A 21,840-nucleotide genomic window follows, 5' to 3' on the forward strand; every position below is an offset into this window, starting at 1 on the left:
CCGCCGCTGCTGGTGGAACCGCCCGAGCTGCTGGACGAGGTCGATGAAGATGTGCTCGACGATGTCGATGTGGACGAGGATGTGCTGGACGACGTCGAGGACGATGTCGAGCTGGACGTTGACGTCGACGAGCTGCTCGTCACATTGCCGCTGGAGGTGGACGTCGAAGAACTGCTCGTCACGTTGCCGCTGGACGTGGAAACATTCCCGCTGGAGGTCGAGACGTTTCCGCTCGACGTCGACACATTGCCGCTCGACGTGGACACGCCACCAGTCGAGGTGGAGACGCCGCCGGTCGATGTCGACACGCCGCCCGTCGTAGAGCTGGTCGAACTGCTGATGCCGCCGGTCGAGCTGCTGGTCGAGGAAATCACCACCGATCCGCCGCTGCTGCCACCGCCGCTGCCGCCGAAAAATCCTCCGAAGAAACCGCCGCCGCCAAAGCCGCCGCCGCCGCCCGCCAGCACCACCGGGGCAGCGCCGCCGCCGGACATGGGCATTTCAGCTGCTGGAAGTGGAGCGGGCAGGGGAATGGGCGCGCCTTGCGTCACCACAGTGATGGTCTGCGGCTTGCGGGGAGCGGCCCGCTTCACGATCTTGCGCTTGATCGGGCGGACGGCATAGCGCTTGGGCGCGGCCTTCACGCTCTTGGTGCTCTTGACCACGGCCGGGCGCGCGCTCTCCGCGACATGGACGGCGCCACCGCCGATGATCGCGCCACCGCAGGTGAAAGCACATAATTTGGCCAGTGCCATCCGTACCGACATAGCTATCCACTCTTCTTCGTCTTGAAGCTTCGGGCCGCGTCAGTCGCCTTTGGCAGCCATGAAACTGTTCTGTGCTTCTAAAAAGGGGGAAGAACAGTTCAACTTCAACGTCATTAACCTTGAATATAGGCTATAAGTTGGTGGACGATGTAGAACAGCACCAATCTTTATGGTTAACGTCTCGTTTTGATACGCTGGTTGTTAACGATTGGATTGTGTTTTTCTTTGCAGCCGGTGCTGGCGGATGAGGGGCGGAATCGGGCGGGGAGGGACCCGTTCCCCTCCTCGGCGCTCTTACCTCTCTGCATGGCTGATGATTGCGCGCTTGTGTCGTCCCGCGCCGCTCGTTATTAGGCGCCGTCAATCATAAGTCACGGGCTACCGGCGCTTTTGAGCCGGAGCCTCTCGAGTCGGAGAGCCAGATGGCATCGGTCCTGAATTCCGATAAAGACGGCCATAATCCGCCGAAATCGGCTGTTATACTTCCCCCCGACTATCGTCCTTCGCCCGACGAAGAGTTCATGAATCCCCTCCAGCTTGAATATTTCCGCCAGCGCCTCTGGGACTGGAAGAAGCAGATCCTGGCTGAGGCGGAAGGCACGCTGGCCGTGCTGCAGAACGAACCCCTTCGCGAGCCCGACCTCAACGACCGCGCGTCGAGCGAGACCGACTGGTCGATCGAACTGCGCACCCGCGACCGTCAGCGCAAGCTCATTTCCAAGATCGACGCTGCGCTCCGCCGCATCGATGATGGCGAATATGGCTATTGCGAAGTGACCGGCGAACCCATTTCGCTCGGTCGTCTCGAAGCCCGTCCGATCGCGACCATGACCGTCGAGGCGCAGGAACGGCACGAGCGGCAGGAAAAGGTCTCGCGCGACGATTAACGCTTTATCCACCGATCCCTGCCAATGTCCCGGCAAATAAACGGGTCATTGCAAGGTATTGGACATGGATAAGGATCAGGAAATGGCGGAACGGGGTCCGGCACGGTCGGGTCCGCGGGACAGCCTGTTCCTGCTCACCAATCTGGCGACGGAGGAGGGCAAGCCGCTCGGCCGCGCCCGCGTGCGCAACCTGTCGGCGACCGGGCTCATGGCCGATTGCGAACGGCCCGTGCCTGCGGATGCGGCGATCGTCCTCGACCTACGCGGCGTCGGGCGGGTCAGCGGCCGCGTCGTCTGGTCGAAAGATGGCAAGATCGGTATTGCATTCGATCATGAGATCGACCCGGCGCTTGCCCGCAAACCCGTGGCCTCCGGCAGCACCTCCCGCGCCCCTTCCTATCTGCGCCTCCACCAGATAGGACGCTAAAATCGCAAAACGCGGTTTTCCCGCTATTTCCTTCATGAAAAAAGCGGCCCGCCTTCAGCTACGCCGCATTCCGTGCGTTCAAAATGAGGAAAGGGCGAACTTCCGCTCGCCCTTCTCAAAATGCCGGATCAATTCCGCGTCATTTCCTCTTTCACCCGCAATTTCTGCTTTTTAAGCGAAGCAACCAGGATTGCATCGGGCATCGGCCGACTCGTCTCCGCCTTGATCCGCGCTTCAAGGCCGGCATGCTTGGCTGAAAGAGCTGAAATGTGGCTGTTTTCCATGACATTCTCCTGATGAGGGTAATGGACGAATGAGTAGATCATGATTCGCCCCTCGTGTCTTCGCGCTAACCGGGCTTTGCGACGGGCCGCGTGCAAATTTGCGATGGTCCGACCGAGTTTGCGGAGTTATCAGGATGCTGTCCGCAACATGGCCGAGAAAGTGGGTAGTGGGTGAGCCGGGAAGACATCATGCGACGGCTGGAACTGCTGCGAGTCGAGCATCGCGACCTTGACGGCGCGATCGAAGCCCTCGTCGATGCCGGCGGCCGTGACCAGATGCAGGTCGCCCGACTCAAGAAGCGCAAGCTCCGGTTGCGCGATGAAATAGCGCTTCTTGAGGATGCGCTCGTCCCGGACATCATCGCCTGATCGCATATCCGCCTGTTTGTTGGTTAACAACGGCCCTGAATGAGACAATCCAGCCCATGTCCGCTGCATCTTAACTGACAAGCAGCAGCTTTTATGTCAGTGATTCGGTCCATGTCTCCGTCCGTCACTCTTGACCGTGGTTTGCATCGGCGTCTGGTCGATGGCCTGTATCTGGAAGCCATGGTGATGGCCGATGAAGCGCGTGCCTATTTCGACCATCGCGACACCACAGAGGCTGAGCTGCAGGACCCACTTCGCCGCGTGTCTTTCGCTTGCGAATCCCTCAAGGTCACGACCCGGCTGATGCACATCATCGCCTGGCTGCTCAGCCAGCGGGCGTGGCAACGTGGCGAGATTTCGGACGCGGACCTGGTGGACGAAAAATACCGTCTGGGCCGCGCAACGGAAACGGACCCGGACATTGCGGCCGCTTTCCCCTTTGCCGCCCGCGCCCTGATCGACGCCAGCCAGGAACTATATGGCCGCGTCGCACGCCTGCAGGACCGGATGGATCATATGGCGCGTCCTCGGGGTCAGGTGGAAAGCAGCCCGGCGCGCGCGCTGATGGATCGTCTGAACACTGCCTTTTAAACGGCAATCGCCCGTCATCGGCCATCTTACAGGCTGGCGCTTCCTTTCTAACTTGGGCTAGACCGCTGATATGAATACGGGCTTGCGGCCTTGCCGCCGCGTATCAGCCATGTCGCAAGCCTCCCGGCTTCTCCTCCTGCCTCTGCTTTTGGCGGCTCCTGTCGTGCACGCCCAGAGCGCCGAACCGCCCACGGGGGCGGTCGATCAGGACCTGCCGCTTGACCCCATGCCCGACCTGGGTGTCGCATGGCCCGACCTTGGACAGGCCGATACCGTCACGTCCTTGCCGCCCGACCCCCTGGACGATTCAGATAAGGCTGGGCAAGCGGCTGATGCTGCCCTTCCGGACCCCGGTGATGAGGTGCCTGCCGAGGTCGCGGCCTTCGCGGACTCCGGCGAAGAAAAGCGTTACTTGGTACAGCTCAATGGCGTGGAGCAGATCGCTGACCCGCAGTTCGACAGCCGGTTCAAACAATTGTCGGTCCTGCGGGAAGGCGAAGGGAAGCCTGCCAATATCGCCCAGATAAACAGGCGGATTAAGGAAGATAGCGAACTGCTCGAGCGGCTGTTGCGAGCCAAAGGCTATTATGCCGCGCGCGTCCGCAGTGCTATTTCCGTTTTGCCCGGTACTGAAGACCGGCTGGCTGTGCAGTTCGATATAGCAGCGGGGCCCCGTTATCAGCTTTCCTCGGTCGATCTCCCGGGATTGAATGAGGCGGGCGATCGCGAAGCGAAATTGCGCGAAGCCTTCCCTGTCCAGGTGGGCGATCCCGTCGATGCTGATGCTATCCTGGCAGGGCAGGCCTCTTTGTCGCTCGCACTCAGCGAGAATGGCTTTCCCTTCGCCCGCGTCGGCGAACCGGAAGTGCGGATCGATCATGAAGAGCGCAAGGGAGAGCTGGATATCGTCGTTACGCCCGGCGCCTACCGGACTTTCGGCTCGATCATCCTCAACAATGAAAAGCTCTTCAGCGCTCGCCATGTGGCGCGGATCGCGCGCTTCGAACGGGGCGATCCCTATAACATATCGGATGTCGAGGACCTGCGCGGCGCGATCGTCGCCACCGGGCTCATATCTTCGGTCACATTGACCCCCAAGGACGCTGGTGACGGAGAGCATGTCGACCTGGCGGTCGATGTACGCCCAGCACCGTTGCGGACCATTGCGGGCGAATTGGGCTATGGCACCGGAGAAGGCTATCGTGCCGCCGTCAGCTGGCAGCACCGCAACCTGTTCCCGCCCGAAGGTGCCGTCACATTGCGCGGTGTTCTGGGAACGCAGGAGCAGACAGCATCCTTCACCTACCGGCGTAACAATTTCCGGGAGCGCGATCATGTGCTGACCGGACTTGTCTCCATCAGCAACATCAAGCGCGACGCTTATGACGCCCGCACGATCACCCTGTCCGGGGCGCTCGAACGGCAAACCAACATCCTCTTTCAGAAAAAATGGGTGTGGCGGGTCGGAGCGGAACTGATCGCATCGGACGAAAAGGATGCGTTCAGCGGCGGGAACCGGCGAACCTTCCTGATCGGCGCAGTGCCGCTCAGCCTGACCTATGATGGCAGCGACGATCTGCTGAATCCCAGCCGGGGTTTCCGCCTGGGCGGTCGGTTCAGTCCTGAGCTGTCCTTCCAGAACGGCACCTTCGGCTATTCCCGGGTGCAGATCGACGGCAGTGTCTATCAGCCGATGACTGAGCGCGTGGTCCTGGCGGCGCGCGCCCGCTTCGGCACCATATTGGGTTCGACGGTCGACCGGATTGCGCCATCGCGCCGTTTCTACGCGGGCGGCGGCGCTTCGGTCAGGGGCTATGGCTATCAGGATATCGGCCCACGCGACGCGAACAACGACCCGATCGGCGGCAAGAGCCTGGCCGAATTCTCGCTGGAGTCACGCGTCCGGTTCGGCAATTTCGGCGTCGTGCCCTTCATCGACGCAGGCAACATCTCCACCAGCTTCCTGCCGCGTTTCCGCGATCTGCGCATCGGGGCGGGCTTGGGCCTTCGCTATTATAGCAGCTTCGGCCCGATACGGATCGATGTCGGTACGCCGTTGAACCCGCAAAAGGGTGATCCCCGCGTCGCTGTCTATGTGTCCTTGGGCCAGGCTTTCTGATGGCGGAGGAGGATATCCAGCAGCCCCTGCGGCGGCACCGCGCATGGGACGGTCCGTGGCAGCGCTGGATTACCGGGCTGCTGGCCCTGCTGGTCGTCATATCGGCAGCAGCGCTTACATGGCTGGACACGTCGGCGGGGCACCGCTTTCTCATCACGCGTATCGACAAGATCAGCCCGCCGTCGGGTTTGCGCATCCATGTCGATCGTATCGAAGGCAGCATCTATCGCCGGGCCGTCCTGCATGGCGTGACGCTTGCAGACCCGAAGGGTGCTTTTCTAACGGCGCCGCGGGTAGAGCTGGACTGGTGGCCGCTGGCGTGGCTTTCAAACCGTCTGGATATCGATCGGCTCAATATACCGGCTGCAACGCTGCACAAGCTGCCCCGCCTCAACCCCGCCAAGCAGCAAGGCCCCATCCTCCCAAGCTTCGACATCCGGTTGATGCAGTTTTCGGTCGGGCAGCTGACCATCGACGACAGCATCAGCGGCAAGGTGCAGCAGGCGACCATTTCCGGCGATGCCGACATCCGGGGGCGGAGGGCCGTCATCGATCTTTCCGCGCGCGTATTAGGGCAGGAGGACGCGATAAACCTCGCGCTCGACAGTCGGCCCGACGATGACCGGTTCGATCTGGATGTGACGGTGAACGCCCCATCGGGTGGCGTGCTGGCGAACATCGCAGGGCTGCGGCAGGACGGCAACCTGCGAGTTCGGGGAAAGGGGAGCTGGACCCGCTGGGACGGGCGCTTGTCCGGGACGCTGGACAGCGAACCGGCGATCGACCTCATGTTGGCGGCGCGCAGCGGCACCTATTCAGCAACGGGATCGATCGAGGCGCAGGCGATAGCGGGCAAGGGATTGGTACAGCGCCTGTCCGCACCGCGCCTTTCAATAGAAGCTAGGGGGTCTCTGACAAACCGGATCGTTGACGGCAAGCTGTCGCTGCGATCGGAGGCGATGCAGTTGAATGCCGATGGGGCGCTCGATCTACGCAACTCCGCGTTCGACAATCTGCTGATCGATGTGAGCCTTGTCCGGCCCCAGGCATTGCTGAAGTCGATGCGCGGGCGGGACGTCACCGCCCGCGTGCGGCTTGACGGTCCCTTCGCCGGGTTCGGCTACGAATATCTTCTAAGGGCCCGGCAGCTGGTTTTCGACCGCACCCTGATCAGCGACGTCCGCGCCGAAGGCAAAGGGCGTAAAGCTGCCAACGCGCCGTTGCTCATCCCCGTCCATTTGCGCGCACGGCGACTGGATGGACAGGGGGAGCTTGTCGAAGGCATCGTCCGCAATTTCGTGCTCGACGGTGTGCTGCAGATCAAGGGCCAGCAACTCATCAGCAATCCCATGCCGATCCGCTCCGACAAGCTGAGCGGCAAGCTCGTCATGCTCGCGGACCTCAAGACCGGGCGCTATGATTTTGGTCTGGATGGGCAGATACGCGGCCTCACCATTCGCGGCCTCGGCATCGTGGACCTGACCTCCAAATTACGCGCGGTGCCGGGGAAGAACGGTGCTTTTGGTTTGAGCGGGACTGCGATGGCGCGGATGCGCCGGTTGGACAACAGCTTCCTGCGCAGCTTGGGCGGAGGCCTTCCCGTGGTAAAGAGCGGCCTTTCGCTCGCGCCGGACAAGCGACTGATGTTCACGGGCTTGCGCCTGGAAGCGCCGCTGCTCAGCCTTTCCGCCAATGGCTACCGGCGCCCCGACAGGAGTTTCCATTTCGAGGGCAGTGGAACCCACAAGCAATATGGGCCTTTGCGTCTGACGCTGGACGGGAAGATCGAACAGCCGACGATCGATCTGCTGCTTGATCGGCCGCTGGACGCGCTGGGCGTCACCGGGATGCGGGCGCATCTTGTGCCGGACAGCACCGGTTATCAGTTTACGGCCCAAGGCGGCTCGACGCTTGGGCCCTTCACCGGCGCTGGCCAGATCCTGCTGCCTCGCGGAGGCCAGGCGGTAGTGAGAGTGGCAAAGCTCGCGGTATCCGGTGTCGTGGCAAGCGGTGATCTGCGCCCGGTGACTGGCGGTCTTGAAGGGCAGCTGAATGTTGCCGGGCCTGTCAAGGGAAGTATAGCGTTCACGCCGATCAACGCTGTCCAGCAACTGGTTTTGAAACTCGACGCCACAGACGCCAGCTTTGACGGACCAACGGCCATCGCCGTCCGTCGAGGCAAGCTGGATGCGACCGTCCTGCTTGACCCGTCGGGAACGTCGATCAACGCGGTGATGCAAGCCAGGGGACTGCGTGTTGGTGGCGTCCTGATCGGCAGATTGGCGGCCAATGCAGACCTGAAAGGCGGCTATGGCACTGTAAAGTCCAGCCTGTCAGGACAGCGCGGGCGCCTTTTCGACCTTCAGGGCGAAGCGCAGGTGGAACCAGACCGTATCCGTGTCGCGGCTCGCGGGACGATCGACAAGCGCCCGATCCGACTGACGCGGTCAGCGCTGTTGACCCGCAGCGCGGACGGCTGGCGGCTGTCCCCCGTGACCATCAGCTATGCGGGCGGCTCGCTGCAATTGGGTGGAGAGCTGAGCGGGCAGACGACCCGGATCGAAAGCCGTGTGCAAAAGCTCCCTCTTTCGCTGCTGGATATCGTCTATGACGATCTTGGCCTTGGGGGGACAGCCACGGGCTCGCTGACCTATGTTCACAGCCGTGGCGGCATGCCCAGCGGCAAGGCGGAACTGCGCGTCCGCGGCTTGTCGCGGTCGGGATTGTCCCTCAGTTCCCGTCCGGTGGACGCGGGGATCAACGCCGTTCTCATGCCGGACCGGTTGGCGGCACGCATGCTGTTCGCAGCCGATGGCCAGACGATCGGAAGGGCTCAGGTGCTGCTGACGCCGCTTGGCACGCAGGGAAGCCTTGTCGACCGGCTCAATAGCGCGCCGCTGTTCGGGCAGCTTCGACTGAGGGGCGCCGCTGATACCCTTTGGCGGCTGACCGGAGTCGAGATCGTGGACGTATCCGGACCCGTGAGCGTGTCTGCCGATGCGCGGGGGACGCTGGGCAATCCGGTCATCACCGGGGCGCTTGCAACGGATAGTGCAGCGATAACCAGTGCTGTCACTGGCATGCGGCTGCACGATGTGCAGGCGCGGGGAAGATTTTCGGGCGCGCAACTTGTCATGTCCAGCTTCACCGCTACCGCCAAGAATGGCGGCATCGTGACAGGTACGGGCAGCTTCACTTTCACCGGGATCGCGGGCGTCGGCATGGATTTGCGCCTGCAGGCGGAAAATGCCGCGCTGCTGGAGCGGGATGACATAGCCGCGACTGTCACTGGCCCAATCACTCTGCGTTCGGATGGCGTCAACGGCACCATCGGTGGTGATCTGCTGCTCAACCGCAGCCGCTTCACGCTCGGGCGCGCGGCAGCGATCGCTCAAATCCCCGAGTTGCGAGTGACAGAGGTCAACCGCAATGGGGAAGAAGTTGAGCGCCCTCGCGCAAGTCGGCCATGGGCTATGGCGATCAAGGCCCGTGCGCGAAATCGCCTGACGGTCAGGGGGCTGGGGCTGGACAGCGAGTGGCGCGCCAACCTGGACATCGGGGGAACCGTTACCAGCCCGGCGATCTCTGGCACGGCAGAGTTGATCCGGGGTGGCTACACTTTCGCCGGGCGCCGTTTTGAATTGCGCGAAGGCAAGATCCAGTTCGACGGCCGCACGCCCGCTAATCCGACGCTCGACATCGATGCCGAGGCAGACGTCAGCGACCTCAAGGCGATGATCCATGTGGGTGGAACCGGCCTGAAACCCGACATCAGTTTCACCAGCATTCCCGCTTTGCCGCAGGACGAACTGCTGTCCCGCATTCTGTTCGGGACCTCGATCACCAATCTTTCCGCGCCAGAAGCATTGCAACTCGCATCGGCGGTGGGATCGTTGCAGGGCGAAGGCGGGCTCGATCCGATCAATGCCGTGCGAAAGGCCGCGGGGTTGGATCGCCTGAGGATCATCGCGGCCGATCCTACGCAAGGGCAGGGAACCTCAATCGCGGCGGGGAAATATCTGACGCGCAAGACCTATGTCGAACTTATCACCGACGGCCAAGGCTACTCAGCGACGCGCATAGAATATCAGGTGACACGTTGGCTTTCCCTGCTCGCAGCGATCTCTACGCTTGGACGAGAGAGCGCAAATGTGCGCATTTCGAAAGACTATTGAGTTCGGGGCGACACCGATTTCGTTGCCCAAATGCCACATTTTCAGCCGTTTATCTTGGGTTCATGAAACCATGAGCTGTGCTTGGGACTTCCAGCACTTCCTCCTGAAGGAGGTGAGTGACAATGGAGTACCCTATGCGGAAAATAATGGTCGCAACCCTGCTGGCTGGATCGGCCGTAGCCGCTCCCGCCTTGGCCCAGGATGCTGGAGCCACTTTCACCGGGCCTCGGGTCGAAGCGATTTTAGGCTATGACCATACCGGCGCGGGCAGCAGCGTGGACAATGACAATGGCGATGATGACCAGTCGATCGATGGCCTGCTCTATGGCGTCGGCGCCGGTTATGACTTCAACCTTGGCAGCGCTGTCGTCGGTGTTGAAGGCGAATTCACCGACTCTACTGCCAAGAGCAGCCGGAATCCTTTCACCGACCAGTTCGGCTTTGGCCGGGTCAGCCAAGGGCGTGACCTCTACATCGGCGCGCGCGCGGGTATTCTCGCAAGCCCCAACACGCTCGTCTATGTGAAGGGTGGCTACACCAACACCAAGTTGAACGTGCTCGCAGGCGACACCAATCAGTCCACCGATACGGCGTTCAAGCTGGACGGCTGGCGGGTCGGCGGCGGCGTTGAGCGCGCGTTCAACGAAAATATGTTCGGTAAGCTGGAATATCGTTACTCGAAATATGACAGCGCTCATATCGACTTCGTCAATGGCGCGACCAGCAGCGAGTTCGATATCGATACTGACCGTCATCAGGTCGTAGCCAGCGTAGGCTGGCGCTTCTGACGGGAGGGGAGGACTGGCGTTGGCCGGTCCTCCCATCTCACCACTCTCTTACAATGTTGCTTCGATCTCTCGTGCAGCCTGATCCGGATTTTCCGCCAAGCTGATGGGCCTGCCCACGACGAGGATCGACGCGCCACGATCCAGAGCTTCTCGCGGCGTCACAGCCCGCTTCTGGTCGCCCATGGCACCTCCTTGCGGACGCACGCCTGGCACCACAAAATATCCGTCGGCCCAGGCCCGTTTCGCAAGCGCGACTTCTTCCCCCGAACAGACGATGCCGTCCAACCCGGCACTTCGCGCAAGATCGGCGAGCCGTGTTACCTGATCTTCCGCCCTGCCGCCGACCCCGATGTCCTGAAGGTCACTGTTGTCGAGGCTGGTAAGGACGGTGACTGCCACCACCTTCGTATTGATGCCCGCCGCCGCCTTTGCATCCTCCAGCATGGCGCGGCCGCCGGCTGCATGCACGGTGAGGATCGCTGGCTCCAGCCCGTTGAGCGCCTGCACGGCTTTTGCCACCGTGTTGGGTATGTCATGAAGCTTGAGGTCGAGGAAGATCGGGAGGTCGAACTTCATCATCTCCCGCACGCCATGATGGCCATGCGCGCAGAAAAATTCGAGCCCCAGCTTCAACCCGCCGACATGCCCGCGCACGCGCCCGGCCAGATCCTGAGCTTTGCTGAGGTCGGGGGTGTCTATGGCGACGTAGATGGGGCTGCTCATGCTGTTCCTGTGACAGGGTGGGAAGGTGAAGCGGTCGTAAGATGGTCAGCGGTGTCGCTGGGCAGGGAAGCAGGCGCCGCCGTCGCAGTCGCCGCCACAAGGGCACGCTCGGTATTTTCCAGCTTCCGCTTCATCCGCCAGCGCGTTGTGCGTGCCATGATCCAGAAGGGAAGGCACCCCGCGAGGAATGCGATCAGGATGGGAAACCAGATACGTGTCTCCCAAACTATGTCACCCCAAATCTTGATTTCGGTCGGCCGGTTGTTCGCCTTGCAAAAAAGGGCGATCGCGACGGCCAAGACAACCCAGAAGGCAGTCCGTAGGAATTGCATTCGGCATGTCCTTTAGCTGCTGATCCGGTCAGCTTAGGCCATTTCGGCGCAGTTCGAAAGCGCCTCGTCGGATTTACCGGCATCATGCGAAGGGAAGATGCGCTGCTTGATCCCGGAACCCTTGTGCCGGGCTGCGCATTTTTCTCGATGGCAAGGAGGTTGGACCATGGCGGCGCGTGCATATTGGCAGGGGCAGATCAGGCTTGCTCTCGTCTCCATCCCCGTTGAAATCTACGCTGCTACCAAGTCTGGCGCGCAGATCGCCTTCCACCAGATCCATGAGCCCAGCGGCAAGCGGGTGCGATATGAAAAGACGGTGCCCGGACTGGGCCCAGTGAAGCCCGAGGACATCGTCAAAGGCTTTGAGGTCAGCAAGGGCGACTATGTCCTGCTCCAGCCCGACGAGATCGAAGCGGTGAAGCTGGAGAGCAAGAAGACGCTGGAACTGACCCAGTTTGTCGATGCCGACGAGATCGACGTTCTCTATTATGAGCGGCCCTATTATGTCGTGCCCGCCGACGATCTTGCTAAGGAAGCCTTTGTCGTACTGCGGGAAGCTTTGCGCCGGGCGAGGAAAGTCGGATTGGGCCAGCTCGCGATGCGCGGGCGGGAATATATCGTTTCGTTGAAACCATGCGGACGCGGAATGGTACTGGAGACGCTCCGATATGCCGATGAGGTCAACAAGGCCCAATCCTATTTCCGTGAAATAGACGATGTGAAACCGGACCCGGAACTGCTCGACCTGGCCGAGGCGCTCATTGAAAAGAAGACGGCGCCGTTCAAGCCCGACAGCTTTCACGACCGCTATGTCGATGCGCTCGAAAGGCTCATCGACAAGAAGAAGAAGGCCAAGGGGCGTCGCATCATCGAGGATGAGGACGAAGCGCCTGCCAAGCGCAGCGGCAATGTGATCGACCTGATGGCCGCGCTCAAGAAATCTGTGGATAGCGGCGCGAAAGGCGCAGCCGCAAAGCCTGCGGCAAAGAAACCTGCGTCCCGGCGGAGCTCTGCTACCAAGGCTCCCGCGCGCAAGCGGGCCTGATATATGGCCGAAGCCGACCCCCTGAAGGAATATAATCGCAAGCGCGACTTTACCCGGACGAAGGAACCTGCCGGAAAGCGGGAGCGTCGGGGCGGGAACAGCTTCATCGTCCAGAAACATGACGCCACCCGATTGCACTATGATTTCCGGTTGGAAGTCGACGGCGTCCTTAAAAGCTGGGCCGTGACGCGCGGCCCCAGCCTTGATCCCGCCGACAAGCGCCTCGCCGTCCGCACGGAAGATCATCCGCTATCCTACGCCAGATTCGAAGGCACCATCCCCAAGGGTGAATATGGCGGGGGCACCGTGATGTTGTGGGATGAAGGCACCTGGGAGCCAGTGCCCGGCAAGAGTGCGAAGGACTTGGCGAAAGGCCATCTCCACTTCGTTTTGCACGGCCAGCGGATGAAGGGCGAATGGCTGCTGATCCGCTTGAAGCCACGGCCTGGTGAAGGAAAGCGGGAGAATTGGCTGCTCCGCAAGATCGATGATGCCTATGCCGGTCCTGCGGAGGATCTGGTCGGGCGCGAACTGACCAGCATCAAGAGCGGCAGGACCATGGGGGAGATTGCGGCCAACGCGCCTGCGATCTCGCTCAAGGGGAGGCGTGGCAAAGCATTCGACGCCGCGATGAGCGAAGCGGAGAGGGCGACCCCGACGCGTCCTGCGCCCAAGCGGAGTAAACTGGCAAAGGCTCCTCCATTCCAGGCGCCGCAACTGGCGACGCTGGTGGACGCCGTCCCCACCGGCAACAACTGGCTGCATGAAATCAAATATGACGGCTATCGCAGCCTCGTCAGTGCGGCGGGTAGCCGCGTGCAGGTTTTTACCAGATCCGGCCTGGACTGGACCGATCGCTTCGCATCCTTAGCGAAGGAGGTTGCGGGCATGAACCTTCCCCCCATGCTTATCGATGGCGAAATCGTGGCGCTCGGGCCGAACGGAAATCCCGACTTTTCGACATTGCAGCAGGTGTTGAAGGGCGAGAACAGGGGAGCGCTACATCTCTTCGCCTTCGATCTCCTCTCCCTGGATGGCGAAGATCTGACCTGGCAGCCCAATATCGCCCGGAAGGAGAAGCTCGCGGCCTTGCTTGGGCAGGGGAGCGCGCATGTGCACTTGTCCGACCATATTGTGGGCGCTGGCGAAAAGCTGTTCAGGACGATGTGCGAGGCGGGGCAGGAGGGGATAATCTGCAAGCGCGCCGATGCTCCCTATCGCGGCGCGCGGACCAAGAACTGGCTGAAGGTCAAATGCACCCGCCGCCAGGAATTCGTCATTGTGGGATGGACGCCAAGCACCGCCAGTGGCCGCTCGCTCCGTAACATCCTGCTTGCCCAGCATGACGATCAAGGCCTCGTCTATGCGGGCAAGGTCGGGACGGGGTTCAATGCGCAGAATAGCGAGCGGCTTCTAAGCCAGCTGAAGGCGAGGGCCCGGCAGACCGCCGCCTTGCAGGTTCCGCGCAGCGAGGCGCGGGGTGCCAAGTGGGTGCGGCCTGATCTGGTTGCGGAGATCGCCTTCGCCGAGTTCACCAGCGACAATGTCGTACGTCATGGCAGCTTCCTGGGCCTCCGTGAGGACAAGAAGGCGAAGGACGTTTCCCGGGAGAAGGTGATGGCTGTACCCGAACAGGAAAGCGATGTGCATGTCTCAAATCGCGACCGGCTGATCTTCCCCGAAGCGAAGGTCACCAAAGGACAGCTCGCCGACTATTATGAGGCGGCCGGAGCAGTCATGCTGCCGTGGATTGCTCACCGGCCGATCAGTTTGGTGCGTTGTCCGCAGGGGCGGGCGAAGAAATGCTTTTTCCAGAAGCATGACAGCGGCAGCTTTGGCGATCATGTGAAGCATGTCCCTATTCGCGAAAAGGACGGGGACGAGCAGGACTATCTCTATGTGGATGACATAGATGGGCTGGTTGCCTGCGTTCAGATGGGCACGATCGAATTTCACGGCTGGGGATCGCGGGTCGAGGATGTCGAAAAGCCGGACCGGCTGATCTTCGACCTCGATCCTGACGAGGGGCTGGACTTTGAGGATGTGAAAAAGGCTGCCCGTGATATTCGCCGCACCCTTGAGGATATTGGCCTCACAAGCTTTCCCATGTTGTCCGGCGGCAAGGGCGTGCACGTCGTAGTGCCGCTTACGCCGGAGGCCGAATGGCCGAAGGTAAAGGACTTTGCCGATCGCTTTTCGCGCGCCCTGGCTTCTGCCGAACCGGACCGCTTCACCGCCACCATGAGCAAGGCGAAGCGGAAGGGGCGGATCTTCATCGACTGGCTGCGTAATCAGCGTGGCGCTACGGCGGTGCTCCCTTATGTGGTGCGAGCACGTGAGAATGCGCCGGTGGCGGTGCCCGTGACCTGGGACGAATTAGAAGTTATCGACCGCCCGGGCGCTTACACGATCGCGGACATCGATAAATTGCTCGCGCGGGCGGGATCAAGGGAGTTGCGCGGTTGGGGCGAAGCGCGCCAGACGCTGCCGGACTATTGACGCAGATATGCCGGGGCCATCTTTCCTCGCAGACGGCCTTGTTGCATAAGCTGATTCACCATGACCCAACCCAACGACAATGCGCCCGAAGGCGAAGCCCCCAAGCAGGCAACTGAAAACAAGTCCGATCTGGCATCCGCTGCGCGGAAGACCGCGGGCAGGGGCGTGTGGATGGGGACTGCGGTCGGGATTGGATCGGCCGCGATCGTGGCGGCGCTTCTATACGCGAACAAGAAGCGCGGCTGACCAGCTTGGATTTTAGAAAAAAAGAGGCGGCATGGCCTTCGCTCCATGCCGCCCCATGTTGCGACCCTTTTGGGTTGGGGTTTTTCTAATCCGCGTCGAATGCTCCGCGATCAGGAAGCGCCGCGGCTCAGGTAAGAAATCAGCTCGGGCTTGCTCACTGACATGCTCTTGTCGGCGTCGGCCGTCTTGAAAGCGCCGTCAGTCCAGGCCACGACATCAGCGGCCGCAAGCTTTTGGCCGCTGCTCTTCATCTCCTGATCCTTCAGCGCCGCCATCCAGCGTGAAAATTCGGCTTTGTCGAGTTGCGCGTCTCCATTGGCGTCATAAGCTGGAAACTCGCTGTCGACGATCGATGCCACCGTGTCTGCCGGGGTTTGGGCTTGCGCGGGTACTTCCGGCTGCACGGCTGCGGGCGCATCGGCGGAAGTCTGCGCGACCGCCGGGGCGGCAGCAGACAGGACAGCAGCAGCAATAAAGGCGCGAAACATAATCTTCTCCATCAGCGATCGAGCAAGTCCGACGCGACCGCTTCATGGGGCAAGAATACATGAATGACTATCGTGTTTCCTGAATGGTTGTTCAGCATCAACATCTTACCCCATGAACGGCCTCATCTGGTCTTCAAATACTGCCATAATCAGGGTGAAAAGCGGCCGGGAGGGTGGAGGGAAGACGAAAGAAGCCGCGATTTGCCCTTGAAAGGCTCGCCTGCTAGGCGGCGCGCGATCTTTCACCAGCAAATCAGGATTCGTTCGATGGTCCCGCGCTACGCTCGCCCCCAAATGACAGCACTCTGGGAACCAGAAGCCCGGTTTCGCATCTGGTTCGAAATCGAGGCCCATGCCACGGAGGCGCTTGGTGAACTGGGCGTGGTTCCCAAATCCGCCGCAAAGGCGCTGTGGGATTGGTGGGCGAGCAATCCGGCCATCGACGTTCCTGCGATTGACGCGATTGAAGCGGTCACCAAGCATGACGTCATCGCGTTCCTGACTTGGGTGGCTGAACAGGTCGGTGACGAAGCGCGCTTCATGCACCAGGGCATGACCTCGTCCGATGTGCTCGACACTTGCCTTGCCGTGCAGCTATCCCGGGCAGCGGACATCCTGATCGACGATCTTGACCAGCTGCTGGCAGTCATCAAGCGCCGCGCTTTCGAACACAAGCTGACGCCGACCATCGGCCGTAGCCATGGTATTCACGCCGAACCCGTGACCTTCGGGCTCAAGATGGCTGAAGCCTATGCCGAGTTCAGCCGGTGCCGGACCCGCTTGGTTGCCGCGCGCGAGGAAGTTGCGACCTGCGCCATTTCCGGCGCGGTGGGCACGTTCGCGAATATCGATCCGCGTGTGGAAGAACATGTCGCGGCCAAGCTCGGGCTCGCGATCGAACCCGTTTCGACGCAGGTTATCCCGCGCGATCGCCACGCCATGTTCTTCGCGACCTTGGGCGTCATCGCAAGCTCGATCGAGCGCCTGGCCGTGGAGGTCCGCCACCTGCAACGTACCGAAGTGCTGGAGGCCGAGGAATATTTCTCACCGGGCCAGAAGGGCAGTTCGGCTATGCCGCACAAGCGCAACCCGGTTCTGACCGAGAATCTCACCGGCCTTGCTCGCATGGTGCGCAGCTACGCGCTGCCAGCAATGGAAAATGTCGCGCTGTGGCATGAGCGGGACATCAGCCACTCGTCGGTTGAACGCTATATCGGCCCCGACGCCACCATCACGCTCGACTTCGCCCTGGGTCGCCTGACGGGGGTCATCGACAAGCTGCTCGTTTATCCCGAGCGGATGATGAAGAATCTCGACAAGATGGGCGGTCTTGTTCACTCACAGCGGGTGCTGCTCGCCCTGACCCAGGCCGGTGTGTCGCGCGAGGACAGCTATCGTTACGTCCAGCGCAACGCCATGAAGGTTTGGGAGTCGGATGGCCAGCTGTCGCTGCTCGAACTGCTGAAGGCCGATCCGGACGTCGCTGCGGCGCTGACCGCTGAACAGATCGAGGAGAAGTTCGACCTCGACTATCATTTCAGACAAGTGGACACGATCTTCCGCCGGGTGTTCGGCGAAGCTTGACTGGAGCGGCAATGCTCAAGTCGATGAAAGGGCGCGGAAACGCGCCCTTTTTTGTGCTTGCGAAAGACCAATAGTTTACGCGAATTCAAGCTGAGCACGAAACCGCGCTCGCGCGTGCCAACCTAAACCTTTGATGTGAAGAAAAATGTGGTCGGGGAGAGAGGATTCGAACCTCCGGCCCCTGCCTCCCGAAGACAGTGCTCTACCAGGCTGAGCTACTCCCCGACCGATAGCGGCATTGCTTGCAACGCCGCTGGGCAGGCGGGGTCTATAGAGGGGGCTTTTCGGACTGGCAAGCGGCTGGGCATGCTTTTTTTGCCTTGGTCAAAGCAGGCCTGCGGCGCGGAAGCTGAACTGTTCCCGGCCGCCGTGAATGACATGGTCGGCGAGCGTCACTTCCAGCGGCCGGAGGCGGCGTGCTATCGAGCGGGCGAGGCGGATATCGTCCCGTCGCGGATGAGGGGAGCCTTCGTTTGGGCGCACCTGCTCGACGATGAGCCAATGGCTGCCCTGAAGCAGCAGTTCCTGCAGGACGTGGCGCCAATCCCTTCCCCCATCGACGCGGCCCAGGGGACGCCACTGATCGTCCAACAGCAGGAATCGGATGCTTTCCGTAGCGGCCATTGCCTCAAGATGCTGCGACCGTCCGCTGCGATCACCGCGAACCATGTCCACTATGGAGTGGAACGGGCGGAGAATGGTCCGAAGCGAAAGCAAGATTGGCGAGCTCGGGCCTGCTCGGCTAAAGCGAGGGCGGCGAATGTGGAATCGCCGCAACAGGGAAGAGCGTCGTTGACCGCAATCATCACTCCGAACGAAGCGCATTATGAGCAGCAATATCTGGACCTGATGCGCCGGATCTGGACGGAGGGGGATGAGCGGGTCGATCGCACCGGCGTGGGCACGCGGTCAGTGCTGGGCGCCACCATGCGCTTTTCGCTGGCGAGTGACGCGGTGCCGCTGCTGACGACCAAGCGTGTCTATTGGAAAGTGGCGGCGCGGGAAATGCTGTGGTTCCTGACCGGGGACACCAATATCCGCGAGCTCGTCCGTCAGGGCGTGCATATCTGGACCGATTGGCCGCTGGCCTCTTATCGCAAGGCGACCGGCGAAGAGATCAGCCGTGACGACTTCGAGACGCGGATTATCGAGGATGAAGCCTTCGCCCGGCAGTGGGGCGATCTGGGCCCCGTCTACGGGGCGCAATGGGTGAATTGGCCGCGCTACGAAGCTGTTGGCGATGGGTTGTTCCGCCGGGCCGAGAAGGGGCACAACCAGATCGTGGAACTGGTCGAGGGGATCAGGCACAATCCGGGCTCGCGGCGTTTGCTGTTTACTGGATGGAATGTCGCGGAAGTCGCGCGCATGGCCCTGCCGCCCTGTCACATGACCTATCAGTTCCAGGTGGCCGATGGTCGGCTGAACGGCCTGTTGTTCCAGCGCAGCTGTGACCTGGGGTTGGGATTTGCGTTCAACATCTTCGGGCTGTCGATGATCACCCGGATGTTGGCGCAGCAATGCGACCTGGAGCCGGGAGAAGTCGTCTGGCAGGGCGGGGACGTGCACCTGTACCTCAATCACGCCGCGCTGGTGGAGGAGCAGATCAGCCGGACGCCGGGCGGTGCGCCGAAACTGAGCATAAAGAGGCGGCCGGAGAGCATTTTCGGCTATCGGATCGAGGATTTCGAAGTGGTGGATTATTCGCCGCAGAGTCACATAGCGGCGCCGGTGGCGGTGTGATTGCAAGAAGGAATTAGCGAGAAAACGGAACTCTTGCTTTTTGCGAGCGTTGTAACATTATAATTGCATCAAGCAATAATATTGCAAGTGCGAGTAGGAGGCGGGATGGGCGACCGGGATGATTCGGGCGCTGGGAAGGCCGGGAACGAGCAGGGCAAGCGGCTGGGCGAACAAGACGCTCGGCGGGCTGGTGAAAATCTTGCTGCTCGGCCGGGCAATGCTGACCTGCCGACCGTTCCGTCGGGACCGGGTGACGCTGACCGGGCTGATTTTGCCGCGGAAACCACGTCTGGTGGCGGACGCAACTTGCCCCAATTGCGCCTGCATGTGCCAGAACCCCAGTTCCGGCCGGGCGACGAGGCGGACTTCAACCATTTCGACATTCCCGCCGCCGGAGCGGCACGGCGGCCCGATGAGGCGGCAGACGCCGGTGCGATGCGGGAACTGGCCTACGACCTGGTCCGCGTACTGGATGAGGAAGGCCGCGCGGTAGGGCCGTGGGACCCGAAACTGCCGCCGGAGATACTGCTCCGCATGCTGCGCGGCATGGCGCTGACCCGCGCGTTCGACGCACGCATGTTCAGGGCACAGCGGCAGGGCAAGACCAGCTTCTACATGAAGTCGACCGGTGAGGAGGCGGTGTCGATCGGCGCGGCGGCGGCGCTGGCGAGCGATGACATGTGTTTCCCGAGCTACCGCCAGCAGGGGATATTGATCGCGCGCGGCTGGCCGCTGGTCGACATGATGAACCAGATCTATTCGAACAAGGGCGACCGGCTGAAGGGGCGGCAGCTGCCGATCATGTATTCGGCGCGCGAGGCGGGATTCTTTTCCATCTCCGGCAATTTGGCCACGCAATATCCGCAGGCAGTGGGCTGGGCCATGGCAAGCGCGGCGCGCGGGGACACGCGGATCGCGGCGACATGGTGCGGCGAAGGATCGACCGCGGAAGGGGATTTCCATTCCGCCTGCACCTTCGCCAGCGTCTATCGCGCCCCGGTGATCCTGAACGTCGTCAACAACCAGTGGGCGATCAGCAGCTTTTCCGGCTTTGCAGGCGCGGAGGCGACGACCTTTGCGGCGCGGGCGATCGGCTATGGCATCGCGGGACTGCGGATCGACGGCAATGACGCGCTGGCGGTCTATGCCGCGACGCGCTGGGCAGCGGATCGGGCGCGGGCCAATCATGGGCCGACGCTGATCGAGCATTTCACCTATCGTACGGAGGGACACAGCACGTCCGATGATCCGAGCGCCTATCGCTCGGCTGATGAGGGGAGCCGCTGGCCGCTGGGCGACCCGATCGCGCGGTTGAAGCAGCATTGCATCGCCATCGGCGTCTGGGACGAGGAACGGCAGGCGGCGATGGACAAGGAACTGGCCGAGCAGGTGCGCGACGCGGCGCGGGAAGCGGAGAAGAACGGGATTTTGGGACATGGCCTGCATCAGCCGATGGAGAGCATGTTCGAGGATGTCTTCGAGGAGATGCCCTGGCATCTGAGGGAGCAGCAGCGGCAGATGCTGGATGAAGCGAAGGCGGCTGGGTTGTGACTATTTCCGGTTTTCGTCATCCCAGCGGAAGCTGGGATCTCGTTTCAGCTTTAAGCATGGTGCGAACAGGCGGAGAGATGCCAGCCTGCGCTGGCATGACGGGATTTGGTCAGGGAGCGGTGCTGCTTTCCCCTCTCCAAGCTTCGCTAGCCAGCGGGCTGGCAAGCTTCGCTATCCTCTCCCCTGAAGGAGAGAGGAGATGAGTCAGGCGCGCCAGATGAGCATGATCCAGGCGATCAACAGCGCTCTCGACGTGATGATGGAGCGCGATCCCGATGTCGTGGTCATGGGGGAGGATGTCGGCTATTTCGGCGGCGTGTTCCGCGCGACGGCCGGATTGCAGAAGAAATATGGCAAGAACCGGGTGTTCGACACGCCGATCACGGAAATCGGCATCATCGGCGTTGCGGTGGGGATGGGCGCCTATGGCTTGCGTCCCGTGCCGGAGATCCAGTTCGCCGACTATATCTATCCCGCGCTCGATCAGTTGGTGAGCGAGGCGGCGCGGCTGCGTTACCGGTCGGCGGGGGAGTTCATCGCGCCGATGACGGTGCGGTCGCCCTTTGGCGGCGGGATTTTCGGCGGGCAGACGCATAGCCAATCGCCCGAGGGCATCTTCACCCATGTGTCGGGCATCAAGACGGTGATCCCGTCGACGCCCTATGATGCCAAGGGGCTGCTGATCGCGGCGATCGAGGATAATGATCCGGTGATCTTCTTCGAACCCAAGCGCATCTATAACGGGCCGTTCGATGGTCATTATGACCGTCCGGCGAAAAGCTGGGCAGGGCATCCGGGCGCGATGGTGCCGGAGGGCTATTATCGCGTGCCGTTGGGACAGGCGCGTACGGTCCGTGCGGGCGCAGCGCTGACCATACTCTGCTATGGTACGATGGAACATGTGATCGAGAGCACCGTCGCGGAGATGGGCGTTGACGCCGAGATTATCGACCTGCGCACGCTGGTGCCGCTGGACATAGAGGCCATCGAGCAGTCGGTGAAGAAGACCGGCCGCTGCCTGATCGTGCATGAGGCGACGCGGACCAGCGGCTTTGGCGCGGAGTTAAGCGCGTTGGTTCAGGAGCGGTGCTTCTATCATCTGGAGGCGCCGATCGAACGGGTGACGGGTTTCGACACGCCCTATCCGCATAGCCTGGAATGGGCCTATTTCCCGGGGCCGGTGCGGATCAGGGAAGCGATCAATAAGATCATGAGGGATTGAGCC

The 21,840-nt window shown here is 61.7% G+C and carries 20 protein-coding genes and 1 tRNA gene; 15 read left to right on the forward strand and 6 right to left on the reverse strand.

The features are described 5' to 3' along the window. The first annotated feature begins 12 nt into the window (after positions 1-12). The 3 genes from ACYU8T_RS02745 to ACYU8T_RS02755 all read left to right on the forward strand — a co-directional run bounded on the left by ACYU8T_RS02745 (position 13) and on the right by ACYU8T_RS02755 (position 2,081). On the forward strand, positions 13-624 hold the full coding sequence (locus ACYU8T_RS02745; protein ID WP_461158441.1) for a hypothetical protein: 612 nt from the start codon (positions 13-15) through the stop codon (positions 622-624). Between the two features lie 565 nt (positions 625-1,189). After that, complete coding sequence (gene dksA, locus ACYU8T_RS02750; RefSeq protein ID WP_097091163.1) at positions 1,190-1,654, forward strand: RNA polymerase-binding protein DksA; 465 nt, start codon at positions 1,190-1,192, stop codon at positions 1,652-1,654. A 64-nt stretch (positions 1,655-1,718) separates the two neighbouring features. Next, a complete protein-coding gene (locus ACYU8T_RS02755) occupies positions 1,719-2,081 on the forward strand; it encodes a PilZ domain-containing protein (RefSeq protein ID WP_461158442.1) in 363 nt (120 codons plus the stop codon). 128 nt (positions 2,082-2,209) lie between these two features. Here ACYU8T_RS02755 and ACYU8T_RS02760 read toward each other — a convergent pair whose 3' ends face one another. Next, positions 2,210-2,365, reverse strand: a complete 156-nt coding sequence (locus ACYU8T_RS02760) for a YdcH family protein (RefSeq protein WP_097092713.1) — start codon at positions 2,363-2,365, stop codon at positions 2,210-2,212. A 189-nt stretch (positions 2,366-2,554) separates the two neighbouring features. Between ACYU8T_RS02760 and ACYU8T_RS02765 the strand changes: the two genes are divergently transcribed. The 5 genes from ACYU8T_RS02765 to ACYU8T_RS02785 all read left to right on the forward strand — a co-directional run bounded on the left by ACYU8T_RS02765 (position 2,555) and on the right by ACYU8T_RS02785 (position 10,407). Continuing rightward, positions 2,555-2,734 carry a YdcH family protein gene (locus tag ACYU8T_RS02765; RefSeq protein ID WP_097092714.1) on the forward strand — a complete coding sequence of 60 codons (180 nt, stop codon included), beginning with the start codon at positions 2,555-2,557 and terminating at the stop codon, positions 2,732-2,734. A gap of 111 nt (positions 2,735-2,845) precedes the next feature. Next, positions 2,846-3,325 (forward strand): DUF1465 family protein, encoded by a 480-nt coding sequence (locus ACYU8T_RS02770; protein WP_097091165.1) that lies wholly within the window; start codon positions 2,846-2,848, stop codon positions 3,323-3,325. A 70-nt stretch (positions 3,326-3,395) separates the two neighbouring features. After that, positions 3,396-5,444, forward strand: a complete 2,049-nt coding sequence (locus ACYU8T_RS02775; protein WP_461158443.1) for an autotransporter assembly complex protein TamA — start codon at positions 3,396-3,398, stop codon at positions 5,442-5,444. Beyond that, entirely contained in the window at positions 5,444-9,619 is a 4,176-nt protein-coding gene (locus tag ACYU8T_RS02780) for a translocation/assembly module TamB domain-containing protein (protein WP_461158444.1), read from the forward strand. The genes ACYU8T_RS02775 and ACYU8T_RS02780 overlap by 1 nt, the downstream gene beginning before the upstream one ends. A 134-nt stretch (positions 9,620-9,753) precedes the next feature. After that, positions 9,754-10,407 (forward strand): outer membrane protein, encoded by a 654-nt coding sequence (locus ACYU8T_RS02785; RefSeq protein WP_201513438.1) that lies wholly within the window; start codon positions 9,754-9,756, stop codon positions 10,405-10,407. A 48-nt stretch (positions 10,408-10,455) separates the two neighbouring features. On the opposite strand, the gene pyrF is transcribed toward ACYU8T_RS02785, so the two are convergent. Together pyrF and ACYU8T_RS02795 are read right to left on the reverse strand one after the other, a co-directional pair. Further along, positions 10,456-11,130, reverse strand: coding sequence for an orotidine-5'-phosphate decarboxylase (gene pyrF, locus ACYU8T_RS02790; protein ID WP_247231850.1), 675 nt, complete (start codon positions 11,128-11,130; stop codon positions 10,456-10,458). Then, the gene (locus ACYU8T_RS02795) at positions 11,127-11,462 is read right to left on the reverse strand and encodes a hypothetical protein (protein ID WP_247231848.1); all 336 of its coding nucleotides are present in this window, start codon (positions 11,460-11,462) and stop codon (positions 11,127-11,129) included. The genes pyrF and ACYU8T_RS02795 overlap by 4 nt, the downstream gene beginning before the upstream one ends. A gap of 166 nt (positions 11,463-11,628) precedes the next feature. On the opposite strand from ACYU8T_RS02795, the gene ku reads away from it, so the two are divergent. Genes ku through ACYU8T_RS02810 form a run of 3 tightly spaced genes read left to right on the forward strand, consistent with a single transcriptional unit; the run spans position 11,629 to position 15,252 of the window. Next, entirely contained in the window at positions 11,629-12,507 is an 879-nt protein-coding gene (ku, locus tag ACYU8T_RS02800) for a non-homologous end joining protein Ku (protein ID WP_461158445.1), read from the forward strand. 3 nt (positions 12,508-12,510) lie between these two features. Continuing rightward, positions 12,511-15,006 (forward strand): DNA ligase D, encoded by a 2,496-nt coding sequence (gene ligD / locus ACYU8T_RS02805; protein ID WP_461158446.1) that lies wholly within the window; start codon positions 12,511-12,513, stop codon positions 15,004-15,006. Positions 15,007-15,066: 60 nt separating this feature from the next. Then, a complete protein-coding gene (locus ACYU8T_RS02810) occupies positions 15,067-15,252 on the forward strand; it encodes a hypothetical protein (RefSeq protein ID WP_247231842.1) in 186 nt (61 codons plus the stop codon). A gap of 110 nt (positions 15,253-15,362) precedes the next feature. Here the strand turns inward: ACYU8T_RS02810 and ACYU8T_RS02815 are convergent, their stop codons facing one another. Further along, positions 15,363-15,740, reverse strand: coding sequence for an EF-hand domain-containing protein (locus ACYU8T_RS02815; RefSeq protein WP_461158447.1), 378 nt, complete (start codon positions 15,738-15,740; stop codon positions 15,363-15,365). 267 nt (positions 15,741-16,007) lie between these two features. Here ACYU8T_RS02815 and purB point away from each other — a divergent pair, with 267 nt between their 5' ends. After that, positions 16,008-17,324, forward strand: a complete 1,317-nt coding sequence (gene purB, locus ACYU8T_RS02820) for an adenylosuccinate lyase (RefSeq protein WP_461158448.1) — start codon at positions 16,008-16,010, stop codon at positions 17,322-17,324. A gap of 148 nt (positions 17,325-17,472) precedes the next feature. Here purB and ACYU8T_RS02825 read toward each other — a convergent pair. Together ACYU8T_RS02825 and ACYU8T_RS02830 are read right to left on the reverse strand one after the other, a co-directional pair. Further along, positions 17,473-17,549 (reverse strand) — tRNA-Pro (locus ACYU8T_RS02825). Between the two features lie 99 nt (positions 17,550-17,648). Beyond that, a complete protein-coding gene (locus tag ACYU8T_RS02830; protein ID WP_461158449.1) occupies positions 17,649-17,993 on the reverse strand; it encodes a JAB domain-containing protein in 345 nt (114 codons plus the stop codon). Positions 17,994-18,116: 123 nt separating this feature from the next. On the opposite strand from ACYU8T_RS02830, the gene thyA reads away from it, so the two are divergent. From thyA to ACYU8T_RS02845, 3 genes are all read left to right on the forward strand, one after another. Beyond that, positions 18,117-19,064, forward strand: a complete 948-nt coding sequence (thyA, locus tag ACYU8T_RS02835) for a thymidylate synthase (protein ID WP_461158450.1) — start codon at positions 18,117-18,119, stop codon at positions 19,062-19,064. A gap of 105 nt (positions 19,065-19,169) precedes the next feature. After that, positions 19,170-20,615: a thiamine pyrophosphate-dependent enzyme gene (locus ACYU8T_RS02840; protein ID WP_461158451.1), complete on the forward strand. Its 1,446-nt coding sequence runs from the start codon at positions 19,170-19,172 to the stop codon at positions 20,613-20,615. A 217-nt stretch (positions 20,616-20,832) separates the two neighbouring features. Beyond that, entirely contained in the window at positions 20,833-21,837 is a 1,005-nt protein-coding gene (locus ACYU8T_RS02845; RefSeq protein WP_461159728.1) for an alpha-ketoacid dehydrogenase subunit beta, read from the forward strand. Positions 21,838-21,840 lie beyond the last annotated feature (3 nt).

This window comes from Sphingobium sp. TomMM35A, from assembly GCF_054771735.1.